General features: G+C 32.4%; 13 protein-coding genes. 3 read left to right on the top strand and 10 right to left on the bottom strand.

Annotated elements, in window-relative coordinates; genetic code table 11:
• Positions 1–14: 14 nt before the first annotated feature.
• Positions 15–188: a hypothetical protein gene (locus HNV10_RS14055; protein ID WP_173302030.1), complete on the top strand. Its 174-nt coding sequence runs from the start codon at positions 15–17 to the stop codon at positions 186–188.
• On the opposite strand, the gene HNV10_RS14050 is transcribed toward HNV10_RS14055, so the two are convergent.
• On the bottom strand, positions 162–1,946 hold the full coding sequence (locus tag HNV10_RS14050) for a 1-deoxy-D-xylulose-5-phosphate synthase (protein ID WP_173302029.1): 1,785 nt from the start codon (positions 1,944–1,946) through the stop codon (positions 162–164). The two genes, HNV10_RS14055 and HNV10_RS14050, sit on opposite strands and share 27 nt — an antisense overlap.
• 30 nt (positions 1,947–1,976) lie before the next feature.
• Entirely contained in the window at positions 1,977–2,927 is a 951-nt protein-coding gene (locus HNV10_RS14045; RefSeq protein ID WP_173302028.1) for an energy transducer TonB, read from the bottom strand.
• Positions 2,928–3,006: 79 nt separating this feature from the next.
• Between HNV10_RS14045 and HNV10_RS14040 the strand changes: the two genes are divergently transcribed.
• Entirely contained in the window at positions 3,007–3,456 is a 450-nt protein-coding gene (locus HNV10_RS14040) for a nucleoside deaminase (RefSeq protein WP_173302027.1), read from the top strand.
• Positions 3,457–3,484: 28 nt separating this feature from the next.
• Entirely contained in the window at positions 3,485–3,946 is a 462-nt protein-coding gene (locus HNV10_RS14035; RefSeq protein WP_173302026.1) for a protease complex subunit PrcB family protein, read from the top strand.
• 134 nt (positions 3,947–4,080) lie between these two features.
• On the opposite strand, the gene HNV10_RS14030 is transcribed toward HNV10_RS14035, so the two are convergent.
• From HNV10_RS14030 to HNV10_RS13995, 8 genes are all read right to left on the bottom strand, one after another.
• The gene (locus tag HNV10_RS14030; protein WP_173302025.1) at positions 4,081–4,272 is read right to left on the bottom strand and encodes a cold-shock protein; all 192 of its coding nucleotides are present in this window, start codon (positions 4,270–4,272) and stop codon (positions 4,081–4,083) included.
• Positions 4,273–4,462: 190 nt separating this feature from the next.
• Positions 4,463–4,708: a hypothetical protein gene (locus HNV10_RS14025; RefSeq protein ID WP_173302024.1), complete on the bottom strand. Its 246-nt coding sequence runs from the start codon at positions 4,706–4,708 to the stop codon at positions 4,463–4,465.
• A gap of 70 nt (positions 4,709–4,778) precedes the next feature.
• Complete coding sequence (locus HNV10_RS14020; protein ID WP_173302023.1) at positions 4,779–6,563, bottom strand: chloride channel protein; 1,785 nt, start codon at positions 6,561–6,563, stop codon at positions 4,779–4,781.
• Positions 6,564–6,770: 207 nt separating this feature from the next.
• Entirely contained in the window at positions 6,771–8,591 is a 1,821-nt protein-coding gene (locus HNV10_RS14015; RefSeq protein WP_241695514.1) for a chloride channel protein, read from the bottom strand.
• 18 nt (positions 8,592–8,609) lie between these two features.
• Complete coding sequence (gene aspS / locus HNV10_RS14010) at positions 8,610–10,364, bottom strand: aspartate--tRNA ligase (RefSeq protein WP_173302022.1); 1,755 nt, start codon at positions 10,362–10,364, stop codon at positions 8,610–8,612.
• A 78-nt stretch (positions 10,365–10,442) separates the two neighbouring features.
• Complete coding sequence (locus HNV10_RS14005; protein ID WP_173302021.1) at positions 10,443–13,985, bottom strand: efflux RND transporter permease subunit; 3,543 nt, start codon at positions 13,983–13,985, stop codon at positions 10,443–10,445.
• A complete protein-coding gene (locus HNV10_RS14000) occupies positions 13,978–15,165 on the bottom strand; it encodes an efflux RND transporter periplasmic adaptor subunit (protein WP_173302020.1) in 1,188 nt (395 codons plus the stop codon). The genes HNV10_RS14005 and HNV10_RS14000 overlap by 8 nt, the downstream gene beginning before the upstream one ends.
• Positions 15,166–15,171: 6 nt before the next feature.
• Entirely contained in the window at positions 15,172–16,518 is a 1,347-nt protein-coding gene (locus tag HNV10_RS13995; protein ID WP_173302019.1) for a TolC family protein, read from the bottom strand.
• Positions 16,519–16,520 lie beyond the last annotated feature (2 nt).

The following is a 16,520-nucleotide window of genomic DNA, read 5'->3' as shown; positions in this document are numbered from 1 at the left end:
TAAAACACCTACTTATGAGAAATAATATTCTTGGAGGTTTAGTCATATTTTTTGTTGTTGTGACCTGCCTTTTAATGTTAGACGATATTACTAGTAGAAACGAAGTAAATTTTTCTTACAAAAAGATTGAAGTAGAACAGAAAGTTGAACAACCAAAAGATTTAGCTGTTATTGATAAAGAAGAGTAAATCGTTAATCTCTTTTTTAATTGATAAAACATCTAATTGTTGCAATTGCTGCAATTGGCTAACAGAGCCATGCTCAATAAATTTATCTTCAATACCTAAAGTTAAGATGCGTTGATTATATCCTTTTTGATTTGCAAAAGCTAATATAGAACTTGCAAATCCGCCAACAATAGTACCATCTTCTATTGTAATTATAGCTTTGTATTTAGAAAAAATATTGTGTAACAAAGTTTCATCAAGTGGTTTCACAAACTGCATATCGTAACAGCCAATAGATTCTTTTTGGTCAATTAATTCAATAGCATCTTCAACGTTTTTTAAAACTGTACCTATAGAAAGAACAGCTATATCTTTACCTTCTTTTATGCAAATACCTTTTCCTATTTCTATAATTTTAAAAGGATTTTTCCAATGTAAAAGATGGCCTCGTCCTCTTGGGTAACGAATTGCCAAGGGAAAATTAATTCCTAGCTGAGCCGTATACATCATATTTCTTAACGCAATAGCATTACTTGGAGCAAAAATCACCAAATTAGGTATACAATTTAAGTATGCCAAATCAAATACACCATGATGTGTAGCACCATCTTCGCCTACTAAACCTGCTCGGTCTAAACAAAATATAACTGGTAAGTTTTGTAAAGCTACATCGTGTATAACTTGGTCATAAGCACGTTGTAAAAAGGTAGAATAGATGTTACAAAAAGGTATAAGCCCTTGTGTAGCCATACCAGCAGCTAAAGTAACAGCATGTTGTTCTGCAATACCAACGTCAAAAGCACGATTAGGTATAGTTTCCATCATGTATTTTAAAGAACTTCCAGTTGGCATAGCAGGTGTAATTCCAACAATTTTGTCATTTTTAAGAGCTAATTCTACTATGGTTTCTCCAAAGACATCTTGAAATTTTGGAGGTAGCTTTTCGCTAGTTTTTGTAACTAATTCTCCTGTTTTGGCATCAAATTTCCCAGGAGCATGATATCTTACTTGATTTAATTCGGCTTGTTTTAATCCTTTTCCTTTGGTAGTAATTATGTGTAAAAATTTTGGACCTTTTACCGTTTTTAGTCGGTTTAATTCTGAAAGTAATAATGGTAAATCATGGCCATCAATAGGACCGGAATAATCAAAATTTAGAGCTTCAAAAATATTATCTTGCTTTTCAGTACCTTTTTTAACATTGGTTAAATATTGTTTTAAAGCACCAACACTAGGATCAATGCCAATAGCGTTATCGTTTAGAATCACTAATAGATTTGCATCTGTAACTCCAGCATGGTTTAAGCCTTCAAAAGCCATTCCGCTTGCAATAGAGGCATCACCAATTACAGCAATATGGTGTTTGTTTTCGCCTTTTAATTGTGATGCTATTGCCATACCTAAGGCTGCAGAAATTGATGTAGAAGAGTGCCCAACACCAAAGGCGTCATAAGTGCTTTCGCTACGTTTTGGAAAACCACTAATACCATTTAGTTGTCTGTTAGTATCAAATATGGCTTTACGTCCTGTTAATATTTTGTGCCCATAGGCTTGGTGGCCAACATCCCATATTAATTCGTCTTGTGGTGTGTTAAAAACATAATGTAGAGCAATAGTTAATTCTATAACACCAAGACTAGCGCCTAAATGTCCTTCTTTTGTAGCGACGATATTAATAATAAAATTACGTAATTCTTGAGCAAGTTGAGGTAAATCGTCTTGCTTTAAGAGACGTAAATCTTTTGGAAGATTGATATTTTTAAGAAGCTCATTTTTCACTTTGTAAAAATACAAGATTTAATTAGTCTTCTAGTCTTCAACAAAAAATACAATAGGTAAAGAATATGCAACGCCAATATTTATTCCACGTTGTTGTCCAGGTATAAATTTTGGCAATAAGTTGACAACACGTTTCGCTTCATCTTCTAATTGTATATGGCTTGCTCTAGCTCTAATGTTGGCTACATTTCCATCTTTGTCGATTTTAAAGAGCACAAGGATTCTTTGTTTTCCTTTTAGTTTAAGCTGCTTTCCTAATTTAGTATTAAAATTTGAAGATATAATCTCATTGATTTTTTGAGACATGTATTTTTTCTTTTCTGAATTGGTTAAGTTTTTAGGTGTACCCTTAAATTCAGGAACTTTTTCCACAACAGGAAAACCAATAATAATATCGTCTTCTAATTCATCTAAGTTAGGTTCTACGTCATTTACATTTATATTTTCATTGTGTGTAGATTCGTCAACAATTATAAGTCCTGTTAAAACAGGAGTAGGAGGTTCATTTTTTTTAATTTTAACGGGTTTCCTTTCTTTGATTTTACAAGTAGTAGAATCAGTAGCTACTTCAGTGGTCGCTATTTTTACTGTTTCTATAAATTCAGTTTCTAAAGTATCTACAACTTCTATCATATCTATTTTCTTGGTGGTTCCGTTTTTGTCAGAACAATTAAACAGCGTTGTTCCCATTGCAATCAACAAGGATAGTAGAAAAAGCTTATGAAAACTAGTTTGTTGTTCTAATATTTTACGTGGTATTTTAATTTGAATTTGTTCAAGTTGAGACACCTTAAATCGTCCACACACTTTTTTATTAGAATTAAGAGTAAGGTAATTTTCAATCGCTACTTTTGGCATTGCAGTAAAATCAATAACTGATTTAGAACAAGACTGGCAAAACCGTCCTTTTTCATTCGGTGACATTTTAGACCAATCTTCGTGGCAAGGTTTTGGTATTGAAATAGAGTAGTGGGTTTTCATAATTGATGGCTTTGAATTGTAGCATCAAATTTCTTGCCGTAAACACTAATAGTAAATTTGAAATTGTATTTTTACAACTATGATAAATCCTTTTGATGACACCTATTATATGAAAAAAGCACTTCAGGAAGCTGAAATGGCTTTTGAAAAAGGGGAAATTCCGGTTGGTGCAATAATTGTAGTAGAAGATAGAATTATTGCAAGAACACATAATTTAACGGAATTATTAAATGATGTTACTGCACATGCAGAAATGCAAGCCATAACATCTGCAGCTAATTTTTTAGGTGGAAAATATCTAAATAAATGTACATTGTATGTCACTTTAGAACCTTGTCAAATGTGTGCAGGTGCATTGTTTTGGAGTCAGATTTCTAAGATTGTATATGGTGCTTCAGACTTACAAAGAGGTTTTAAAAATTTGGGAACAACATTGCATCCCAAAACGGAAGTTGTAAGTGGGATTTTAGCTGAGGAAGCATCGGCATTAATGAAACGTTTTTTTATTGAAAAACGTAATTTAAATTAGTTTAAAAGAACCAAATAAAGATAAACTCATGAAAATAAAGACTTTAATTTTACTATCCTTAGTATTTGTTTTGGGTTGTAATTGTAATAAAACAAGTACTGATATGGCTAATAAAAATGTTGAATCTGTTTTAATAGCTAAAGGAAATCTTTACGGTTCTGGTGCTGAAGGTATAGTAAAACAAAACATAGTTATTACAAATAAAAACGATTGGAGCGTACTTTTAAAACAATTGGATTCTGCTAATAAAGTGTCTCAAGGTTTTACAGAAACTGATATCGATTTTACAAAATATAGCATAATTGCTGTTTTTGCAGACGTAAAAGGGAGTGGAGGTCATAAAATTGATGTAGCGATTACTACAACTCCAGAGAAAAAGATAATTAAAGTAAATCATATTGCACCCAAAGGAAATGCAACTAGTGTAATGACGCAACCGTATTATATTGCAAAATTGCCTGTATCAGATTTACCAATAGTTTTTGAATAGGCATAATAAAAGCCTTCTGTATTAAACCTTAAGTAAGATTTTTGTTTTAACATTGAATGGCTTATTTATTTCAGATAAAAGCAAAAAAAAACGCCCAACCAAAGGTTGAGCGTTGAAACTTGTAAGATATATACTTATAGTACCTCTACATTAGCGGCTACCATTCCTTTTCTTCCTTCTTCTTCTGTGTACTCAACTTGATCACCTTCACGTAATTCTACGCCATTAAGGTTTGATACGTGTACAAAGATGTCTTTTCCTGTTTCTTCGTTGGTAATGAATCCAAATCCTTTTGAATCATTAAAAAATTTAACTGTTCCAGTCATTATAAAATTATATAAAAATTAAAACGCAAAGATAATATAAAAACAAACGTAAATGTTAATAAATCGTTTTAATTTGAGTTTTAGCTTTAATATTGAAGATCAGCGAGTTATAATCAAATCAATTATTCCCTTGCTATGTCTAATATGCAACGTTTTTTTAATAAATTTTCTTTGATAAGAATTTTGCTTGTTAATATTTAGATTCTTGCTGATTTTTACGCATTTTATCAAGATTTTCCTTATTAATCATATAATCTTTTAGATCTTTATCTTTCCATCTGTAATAAGAAAACAGTGGAAAAACAATAAAAAATAAGCTAACAACACCAAAACCAATTAGCTTTTCTTTGTAGTTTAAGTCTAAAAGTAGTCCACAAGTTATACTTGCAATGGACGCTAAAAAAGCAATAAATGTGATAGTTTTTGTAAGTTTCATTGAAGTAAAGTTAACAAATTGATATTATACGATGTTATTAGTTAATATGGAATGGTTAAATAAATAAGAATTAAGTAAAATTAATGAGCTGTTGTCTATAAGCTGTTAATAGTTTAGATTTTGAGATGTAACCATAATATTTACCTTCCTTAATTACGGGTAAATTCCATGCTCCACTATTTTTAAATTTTTTCATAATAACACTCATAGAATCCTCTTCATAGTTAATTATTCCTGCGTCTCCGTGCATTAAACTAGCGGCATCTACTTTATCATACAGGTCTTGGTTAAACATCATGTGTCTTATGTCATCTAAACGTATAACTCCTAAAAAACGATACTTATCATCAACGACAGGGAAATGATTGCGAGAAGATTTTGCTACGGCATTATTTAAAATATAGCGTAATGTCATTTCTGGTTTAAGGACAATAAAGTTGGTTTCTATAACTTTATCTATATTTAATACCATGAGTACATTTTTGTCTTTATCGTGTGTGATTAGCTCGCCACGTTCTGCTAATTTTAAAGTATATATAGAGTGAGAAATATAATATTTTGTAATTGAAAATGAAATTGCTGAGACAATCATTAAAGGAACAAAGAGCTCATATCCACCTGTGATTTCGGCAATTAAAAATATGGCTGTTAAAGGTGCATGTAAAACGCCTGCCATTAAACCAGTCATTCCTATTAGTGTAAAATTAGATTCAGATACATGAAAATCTAGTCCAATATTATTTATAATTTTGGCAAATGCATTGCCTAAAGCACTTCCCATAACAAGAGTTGGGATAAAAACACCTCCAACACCTCCTGCACCAAACGTAGTTGTCATGGCCACAGCTTTAAAAATTCCAATACCTAATAGAAGGCCTATTACAACCCAAATATTAGATAAATCAAAGTTGAAAGGAGTTTTACCTATAGCTGCAATATGGTCACCTTTTAGTAAATTGTTCATAATTCCATAACCTTCACCATATAATGCCGGAATAATATATAGGATAGTTCCGATAGCCAATCCTCCTATTAATAATCGTTTTGCACGACTCTCAAATCGTTGAAAAAAGTTGGTTATAGCAAAGTAAACTTTAGAGAAATATACAGAGGCAAGGCCAGTAATTAATGCTAAAATTATATAAAAACCAATATCGTTAATTTGAAATTTGTCTGTTAATTCAAAACGTAAAAGAACGTCTGTACCTAGAAAAAAATATGAAGTTACAACTGCAGAAACGGATGCTAATAACAATGGAATTAGTGAGGTGAAAGCAATATCAAAACTAAATATTTCTACTGCAAAAATAATGGCGGCAATAGGAGCTTTAAACATAGATGCCATTGCGCCAGCAGCTGCACAACCAATTAAAAGCATCCTTGTTTTTTGACTCATATGAAAAAAACGTGCTGCATTAGATCCTAAAGCAGAACCTACACTCACAGCAGGACCTTGCAATCCAACCGAACCACCAAAACCAGCTGTTAAAGGAGCGGTTATTAATGCGGCATAAATATTATATCTAGGAATTATACCGTTTAATTTTGAAATAGCATGTAATGTAGAAGAAATACCATGACCAATATGCTTTTTTAACCATGTCTTTTTAATGATGTAAACCAGTATTAATCCTATAATAGGAAAAATAAAATAGAGTGCATGATGATGATTTCTAAACGATTCTAACTCTAACAGCAGACGGATATAATGTGTTAAATTTTTAAGTACAACCGTTCCTGTTCCTGCTAAAAAACCAACTAAAACACTAAGAATAAATACAAACTGACGCTCAGAAATATGTTTATATTTCCAAATTAAGAATTTCTTTAATAGTTTTTTATAAGTTGAAGGCATGGTTAATAATTACAAAAACTTATATGTAAGTCTTGTGTTATGGTTGATAGTTAAATGTTTATGGCAATAACACACGAATTTCAATAATTTTATTGGTATTAAATAATATAATTGGTAAAATTTTAAATTTTAAAGAGTATTTCAATTTTTTTGTGCTCTTAATTATGTCTATTTGCACAAAGGAAAGACTTTAAATAATTAATACCTTTAAGATTCTGCTTGCAGATTAATTAATTGTCGTCTATAAGAGGTTAGTAGTTTAGATTTTGTAATAAAACCATAATACTTTTTATCTTTTTTAACTGGTAAATTCCAAGCACTACTATCTTGAAATTTTTTCATAATATCAGTCATTTTATCCTTATCTAAATTAATAATACTAGGAGGCTTTTGCATTAAATCGGCAGCTGTTAGTTTTTTATATAAGGATTGATCAAACATAATTGAACGCAAATCATCCAATAAAATAACACCATCTAACTGATGGCTATCCTTATCTATTACAGGATAAATATTCCGATTTGATTTTATCACAGCTTTTTGAATGATTTCTTCCAAAGTCATATCTGGATTTAAGACTGTAAAATCGGTTTCAATAACTCTATCAATATCCATTAAAGTTAAAACAGCGTGATCTTTATCATGGGTTATTAATTCACCTTTTCTTCCTAATTCCATATTATAAACGGAATGAGGTTTAAAGTATTTTGTTATACTAAATGAAATAGCCGAAGTAAGCATGAGTGGAACAAAAAGGTCATATCCACCAGTCAGTTCTGCGATTAAGAAAATAGCTGTGAGTGGTGCATGTAAAACACCAGCTAGAAGACCTGCCATACCAACCAGAGTAAAATTACTTTCAGAAATTGGATTACTAATTAACCCACTATGATTAATAATTTTAGACATACAGAAGCCCATAATACTACCCATAAATAAAGTTGGAGCAAAAATACCACCTACACCACCTGCACCAAAAGTAAGTGAGCTAGCAATAATCTTAAATAGCATAAGTGACAGAAGTAACCAAACTACATTCCAAATATTTGTTAAATCTAGATGGAAGATGTTGTTTTCTAAAGCTTTTTCCGGACTACCAACAATTAAATTATTAATTACAACAAAACCTTCACCATACAATGGTGGAATTAAATAAACTAGTAAACCTATACCAATTCCACCAACTACTAATTTTCTAATGGGAGAATTTAGTTTATCAAATAATTTTTGCATTCGGTCATAAACTTCAGTAAAATATATGGAAACGAAAGCGGCTATAATCCCTAAAAGTATGTAAAATGGAGCATCAGAAAGTGAGAATTTATCTTCTATTCTAAAAGGTAATATTAAATCATCACCAAAGAAAAATTGAGATGTTAATATGGCAGAAAGTGATGCCAGCAATAATGGTAGCATTGAAGCAATTGTTAAATCTAAGCTGAATACTTCGATGGCAAAAATAATTGCTGCAACGGGAGCTTTAAAAATAGAACTCATTGCTCCTGCAGCTGCACAACCAACAAGTAAAGTTCTTGTAGTCTGGTTCATATGAAACATTCTGGCAATGTTTGAACCTAATGCTGCACCAGTAGCAACAGTTGGTCCTTCTAGTCCCACTGAACCACCAAACCCAATGGTTATGGGAGCGGTTAAAATAGAACCAAACATTTGAAAAGGTTTCATTATGCCTTTACGTTTAGAAATAGCATATAGAGTTGAAGGAATACCATGGTTTACCCTATGTCTTATTATATATTTAATAATGAGATAGACAATGGTTAAACCTAAAATAGGAAACAAAAAATAAAATGCATGATGGTAATACTTTACCACTTTAGTTTCTAGTAAAAACTGAATAAAGTGGGTTAAGTTTTTTAATACAACGGCTCCCATGCCTGCAGTAAAACCAATGATGATACTTAGTATCATTACAAATTGTTTTTTGGAAATATTTTTGGCTCTCCAAATAAGTATTTGCTTTAAAAAGGTGTGTTTAGGCATAGCATTAAAGCTAAAAAAATCCTGCATAAAGCAGGATTTTGAATTTTACGATTTTAAATTAAGTTTTAAACTCAATTCTGCGAGTTGTTCATCATCAATTGGTGCAGGTGCATCAATCATAACATCTCTACCCGAATTATTTTTAGGGAACGCAATGTAATCTCGTATGGTTTCTTGGCCACCTAAAATGGCAACCAATCTATCTAGCCCAAAAGCAATTCCACCATGTGGTGGTGCACCATATTCAAAAGCATCCATTAAGAAACCAAATTGTGCTCTAGCTTCTTCTTCAGAAAAACCTAAATGTTTCAACATAATGGCTTGGGTTGCTTTATCGTGAATTCTAATTGAACCACCTCCAATTTCGTTTCCATTTAAAACTAAATCGTATGCATTAGCTTTTACGTCACCAGGATTGGTGTCTAATAATTCTAACTGACCAGGCTTTGGTGATGTAAATGGGTGGTGCATGGCATGGTAACGTTCGGTATCCTCATCCCATTCTAAAAGCGGGAAATCCATTACCCAAAGTGGTGCAAATTCATTAGGTTTTCTTAAACCTAATTGTTCTGCTAATTCCATACGTAATGCACTTAATTGTGCTCTTACTTTGTTTGTTTCTCCAGAAAGTACACAAACTAAATCACCCGCTTTTGCACCTGTAACTTCTGCCCATTTTGCTAAATCCTCTTGATCGTAAAATTTATCTACTGAAGATTTAAATGTTCCATCGTCGTTACAACGAGAATAAATCATACCTAAAGCACCAACTTGAGGGCGTTTTACCCATTTAATTAAGTTGTCTATCTCTTTTCTTGTAAATTTATTTCCACCAGGTACGGCAATACCAATTACTAATTCAGCAGAATTAAAAACGCCAAAATCTTTATGCTGTGTTACTTCGTTTAATTCGCCAAACTCCATCCCAAATCTAATGTCTGGTTTGTCGTTTCCGTACAAACGCATAGCATCATCGTATAAGATTCTTGGGAATTTTTCTACTTCAACACCATTTACTTCTTTTAATAAATGACGTGTTAAACCTTCAAACGTATTTAATATATCTTCTTGCTCTACAAACGCCATTTCACAATCTATTTGTGTAAATTCTGGCTGTCTGTCTGCTCTTAAATCTTCATCTCTAAAACACTTTACAATCTGAAAGTATTTATCCATGCCACCAACCATCAATAACTGTTTGAATGTTTGAGGCGATTGTGGTAAGGCGTAAAATTGCCCTTCGTTCATACGAGAAGGTACCACAAAATCTCTAGCACCTTCTGGTGTAGATTTTATTAAATAAGGTGTTTCAACCTCAATAAAATCCTCGTTAGATAAATAATTTCTAACCGCTTGTGCTACTTTATGTCTAAAAATTAAGCTGTTTTTTACAGGATTACGACGAATATCTAAATAACGATATTTCATACGCAAATCATCGCCTCCATCGGTTTTATCTTCTATAGTAAAAGGTGGAACTAAAGAACTGTTTAAAATGTTAAGTTCAGATACTAAAACTTCTATATCTCCTGTTGGAATATTGGGATTTTTTGAAGCACGTTCTATAACGTTTCCTTTAACTTGTATTACAAATTCGCGTCCCAATTTTGAAGCCTTTTCCATAATGGCTTTTGGTGTGCGTTCTTCGTCAAAATATAATTGTGTTATGCCGTAGCGATCTCTAAGGTCTATATAAATCATAAATCCTTTATCGCGTACACCTTGAACCCATCCGGAAAGTGTAACTTCTGTATTGTTGTGTGATGCTCTTAATTCACCACAATTGTGACTTCTATACATAGATTTTTATTAGAAATGCAAAAGTAAAAAATCCGAAGTAAAGACTTCGGATTTTTCTATTTAAATAACAAATTATAATTAATTGTTTATTGCAATTGTAGAGCTATCTTCAATTTTGGTAATCGTTTCAGCTTCAGAAGCTCTTAAGGGTTGTGATGTAAATTTAATGCGTAACCACATTTTTAGCCTTACACTTAAAAAGAATAAAATTGGTACTACAATTAAAGTTAAGAATGTAGCAACTAATAATCCATAAATAACAGTCCATGCTAATGGTCCCCAAAATACCACGTTATCTCCACCCATATAAATGTTAGGGTTAAAGTCTGCAAATAAGGTAAAGAAGTTAATGTTTAAACCAATTGCCAACGGAATTAATCCTAAAATAGTCGTAATTGCCGTTAATAAAACGGGTCTTAAACGCGCTTTACCTGCTTTTAAGATACTTTCAAATAAATCTTCTATGGTTAAGAAATCACTTTCATCTAGATTTAACTTATTCTTCTTTCTGTCTATTAATAATTGCGCGTAATCTAAAAGCACTACACCATTGTTTACCACAATACCAGCCAGGGAAATAATACCAACCATTGTCATCATTATAACAAAGGCACTACCAGAAAGCACAATCCCTCCAAATACTCCAATAAAACTTAAGAATATAGCAATCATTATAATAGTTGGCTTAGAAATAGAGTTGAATTGAAATATTAATATGAAGAAAATTAAACCTAGACCAGTAAAAAATGCACCCATTAAGAATGCCATTTGTTTGTTCTGTTCTTCAATTTGACCTGTGTAATCGATATGAATATCCTCAGATAAACCTTCAAAACTCTTCATTTCATTTTGAATCTGAGTAACAATGGCTCCTGCATCTGTAAAACCTGGTGCTAAAGCAGAGTACACTGTTACCACTCGCTTAGCATCTTTATGTTTTATGGCATTAAATCCTGAATTGTTTTTCTGTTTTGCAACAGCAGATAATGGTACTTCTTTTAATTGACCAGTATTATCTCTAAAGGTTATATTTTGATTGAATAAGGCACTTGTATTATATCTATTCTCTTCATTAAAACGAACATAAATATCAAAATCGTCACCATCTTCTTTATAAATTCCGGCTTTAGATCCAAAGATAGAGTTTCTTAATTGACTACCAATTTGGTTTGCTGTAACACCTAATTCACCAGCTTTTTGTCTATCTATCTCAACAAGCATGGTTGGCTTATCTTTGTTAACATCAATCTTAAGCTCGTCTATACCAGCTACGTTTTTAGAGTTAATAAACTCTCGCATTCTCTCAGCAGTAGCTATCAATTCTACATAATCATCACCTTCAATTTCAATATTAATTGGTGATCCGGCAGGTGGTCCGTTAACATCCTTTTCAACCGAAATTAAAACGCCTGGATATATACCAACCAAAGCAGCTTGCACTTTTTGACGTAAAATTTCACTGTCTTCACCACGACGATATTTATACTCTCGCATGGATGCTGTGATTTTTGCTTTATGTGGCATTTCTGCTGCAGAACCAGAATCTGTATTTGGGTTTCCGGCACCTTCTCCAACTTGCGAAACAGCACTTTCTACCAAGAAGTTTTTGTCGCCATCCATGTAATAATCATCATTGATTACTTCATAAACGCGATTTTCAATTTGCTTAGTGATTGCATTTGTTTTTTCAATCGCAGTACCTTCAGGATATTCTATATAGACAATAATCTGGTTTGGTTTATTATCTGGAAAAAATTCAATTTTGGTTCGTTGCGTTGATACTGAAATACCAAATGCAATAAAAGATGCAAATAATAAAACAACAGTTAAAGCTGTTAATATCTGAGGTTTCCAACCTATTAGTGCCCAACGTAATTGACTTTCGTACCAATTTTCTAGTTTTACTAAAGATTTATTCTGGAAACTATTAGCCCATTTTCTTATAAAAAAGCGATAAACCCAAAGCATTACTGCAGTAAATATCATTATAGTTCCTAAGCCTCTGTAGGTTTCACCAAACAATAGAATTAATAAGCCAATTACTCCAACTATAGCAGTTGTTTTAATAATTTGATTTATTGGCATATCCTTATCCTCAATGGTCATATATCTAGATACTAAAACAGAGTTGAAAAATATGGCAACAAATAAAGAAGACCCTAAAACAATAGATAATGTTATTGGTAAAATCTTCATGAATTCTCCCATAATTCCTGGCCAAAGACCTAATGGAACAAAGGCAGCAACTGTAGTTGCTGTAGATATTATTATAGGAAAAGCTATTTCGCCAATACCCTTTTTAGCAGCTTCTATTCTGCTCATGCCTTCCTCTTCCATTAATCTGTAGACGTTTTCAACAACCACAATTCCGTTGTCTACTAACATACCAAGTCCCATAATTAAACCAAAAAGCACCATAGTATTTAAACTATAACCAATAAGGTTTAAAATCATTAAGGACATAAACATAGACATTGGTATGGCAAAACCAACAAAAAGGGCGTTTTTAAATCCTAAGAAGAACATTAAAACTGTAACTACTAAAATAACTCCGAAAATGATATTATTAACTAAATCATCTACTTGACCAATTGTTTTCTCAGACTGGTCGTTAGTTATAGAAACAACTAAGTCTTGCGGAAAAACGTTTGTTTTTGCATCTTCTACAATTACTTGTATTTGTTCTGCTGCTGCCACCATGTTTTTTCCTGCTCGTTTTTTAACGTCGAGCATTACTACTGGTTTTCCAGATTTTCTCGCAAATGTGGTTTTGTCTTCTTCTTTAAAAGAAACAGAAGCTACATCTTTAAGGTAAATGGCATTTCCGTTTTCAGATTTTACTACAAAATTTTCTAAATCTGAAGGTTTTTCAATTTCACCAATAATTCTAATAGTACGACGTTGACCACTAGCTTTTAGATTTCCAGCAGACTGTGTAATATTACCATTGCCTATAGCTCCAAGAATATCACTAAAGGTTACTTTTGCAGCCATCATTTTATAAATGTCTACAGCTACTTCAACTTCTTTTTCTTGAGCACCTCTAATATCTGCTTTTTTAATTTCTTGAAGATTTTCTATTTCATCTTGAAGATATTCTGCAAAATCTTTTAATTTTTCAACCGTGTAATCTCCAGAAATATTAATGTTAAGAATTGGCATTTCTTCAGAAAGACTTAATTCAAAAACATCTGGTTCTACTTTTGCTCCATTAAAAGTTGGCCAATCTTCACCTGAGGTTTCTGTGTCAATTTCGTCTTTTACTTTTTGTAAAGCACCTTCTACAGTAATGCCTTCATCAAACTCAACAATTAGCATGCCGTAATCTTCTTGAGAAGTTGATGTGGTTTCTACAACATTACTAACTGTTTTTAATTTGTCTTCTAAAGGATCAATAATTAACTTTTCAATATCCTCTGCAGTATTTCCAGGATAAACAGTACTGACATAGATTTTGGTTTCGTTCACCTCTGGAAAATTTTCTCTAGGCATGCTAAAGAAAGCAGAAACACCTAAATAGAAAAAGACTGCAATAAGAACATACATTGTGGTTTTATTGTTTATTGCCCACGACGACATTCCAAATTCCTTCTCAGTATTTTTTTTCTTTTTGTTACTCATTGCCCATTTCTTTATAGCCGATTACTTCAACTGTTTGACCGTCTTTTACACTACGCGCTCCTTCCTTTACGATTTCGGCACCTTCTTTTAAATTATTTAAAACTTCAATAACATCGCCTTGAGTTTTTCCTGTTTTAATAATAATTCGCTTTGCAGTACCAATACCTTTCTGGTTTTTGTCAGCTACTATATATACATATTGCTCACCTTCTGCATTTTCTGAAATCACGCTTTGAGGAATTAAAATGGCGTTTTCACTTGTGTAATCGTTAATTTTTAAACGAGCTGTAAGGTTTGGCTTTATATCCTTGTCTTTGTTAGCCACCTCAATTTCTGCTTTAAATGTTCTGTTGGCAGGATTAATAAAATCACTTGCTTGGCGAATTTTTGTTTCTATTGTTTTTCCAAGAACAGGAATTTCAACTTCAACCTTTTTACCCTTTACAACATTAGAAATATAGCTTTCTGGTACTTCTACCTCAATATACATATTGTCTAGATTTACAATACGCATTAAAGGTGTTTGGCCTGCAGCTACAACACTTCCTTGTTCTGTAATTACATCGTCAATAGTGCCAGAAAAAGGAGCTTTCACTGTTGTTTTAGCAATTTGTTGTTGTAATTGATTTACGGCTTCTTGTTGAGACTCGTAAGTAGATTTTGCTTGTAAATATTGAATTTCACTGCCAATATTTTGGTCCCAAAGACGCTTTTGGCGCTCGTAAGTAGTTTTAGCTAATTCCGATTGAATTTTTAATTGAGCAACTTGCTGACTTAAACCACCATCGTCAATTTTAGCTAATAACTGACCTTTTCTAACTTTCTGACCTTCTTTTACATAGACGTAAGTTAAAATGCCATTGTACTCTGGCGTTATAGTTAAAAGGTCTTTTGTGGTAACATTACCTTGTAATTCTAGTACGTGTTCAAACTTTTCTGTCTTTGCTGTAAGTGTTGTTATTAAAGGAACATTTTGGGTTGTATCTAAACTTTTTATTTTTTCATCTAATAATTTAATTTGATCGTGAATGGCTTGCTGCTCATTAACTAATTCGCCTCTTTTTTTGCGAATAGATTCTAAGCTATTACTTTCTAAAACGTTCTCTGTAGAGTTTTTTTTGTCGCCTCCACACGAGACTAAAAGTAATGCGATTATTACGATTGAATATATGTTTTTCATGATTGGTTAGTTTAATGTTGTAGTGTTTAATGCAGTTTCTAAAGTTGCTTTTTTGTTGATAACGTCTAGCATAGCTTGAAGCAACTCTTGCTGCGCAGAATATAATTGAGTTTGTGCTTGGCGTAACTCAAAACTAGAGCCTATACCTTCAAAAAATTTGGTTTGATTTTTTGTTTCTATACGTTCTGCTAATGCTAAATTTTCTTTTTTATTTTCATAATCTTCAATTGCGAATTGATAATCGCTTTTTGCGGATGCTATCTGAAGTTTTATGCGTTGCTCAGTATCTGTTAAATCTGTTTTAGCTTTTTCTAGATTGATTTCTGCACGCTGCGTAGAAGCATTTCTCATGCCTGAACTGAAGATTGGGATATCTAAGCTTACACCAAATAATGAGGATCCAAACCAATCTTGACTTTTCTTAGTGAAATTTAACTCGTCACCATAACCAGAATACCCTCCATTAATAAAAGCATTAAACGTTGGTAAAGCTTTACTTTTTTCTAGTTTAACCAATAACTCCTTTGCTTTTGTATCATTTTTGGCAATTAAGTAATCAATGGTGCTTTCTGGGTTGTTTTCTGCTTCAAGAATTGACAATGAGATATTTTGATCAGTCAAGGTTTCTAGATTGTCAGTTAATACTAGGTCGTTGTAAACATCTAAACCTAAGTTGATATTTAGCATTTGGTAAGCTAAAGTCTTTAATCTTTCAACATTATTTAAGTTGCTTTTTACGCCAGATAATGTGATTTGAAGTTGCTCAACGCTTTCTTCTTCTCCCAATCCGTTTTCGTATATTTTTTGGGTTTCGAAGAGATTTTTTTCTAGTACTTCTATATTGCGCTCAAAAATTTGAATGCTTTCTTCTGCTAAAAGCACATTTCCATAAGCTTCAATTACTGCTTTTCTTACTTCAAGATCTGTTTTTACTTTAGCATTTTCTGAAATCTCTAAAAATACTTTCGCAGACTGTAATCCTACAAGGTAAGAACCATCAAATATTTTTTGATTTAAAGTAGCAAAAGCAGTTAAGCTCTGTTTAGTACTAAAAACAACTTCTTCATAGGTTCCTGGAGCACCTCCAAAGAATTCTGCAGGTATTACTGAAACCTGTTGTTTTAAAAAGTTTTGGTAATCTATACTTGCGCTTACTTGTGGTAATCCACTTGCTGTAGTTTCCCATTTCTGTTGTTTAGCAGCTTCGATATCTCGAGCTGCATTAATGGCAGTTCTATTGTTCTCCAGTGCATAGTCAATGGCTTCTTGAAGCGAAAGACTTTTGGGTTGGTCTTGCGAAAATCCCATTTGAAAAAAAATGAAACTTAAGACTATTATTAGTGTTTTTTTCATTG

Source organism: Winogradskyella litoriviva (assembly GCF_013249065.1).
In the GTDB taxonomy this organism is placed as follows: Bacteria; Bacteroidota; Bacteroidia; order Flavobacteriales; family Flavobacteriaceae; genus Winogradskyella; species Winogradskyella litoriviva.
The sequence above is the reverse complement of the archived record's forward strand: the minus strand, read 5'-3'. Positions and strand labels throughout refer to the sequence as shown.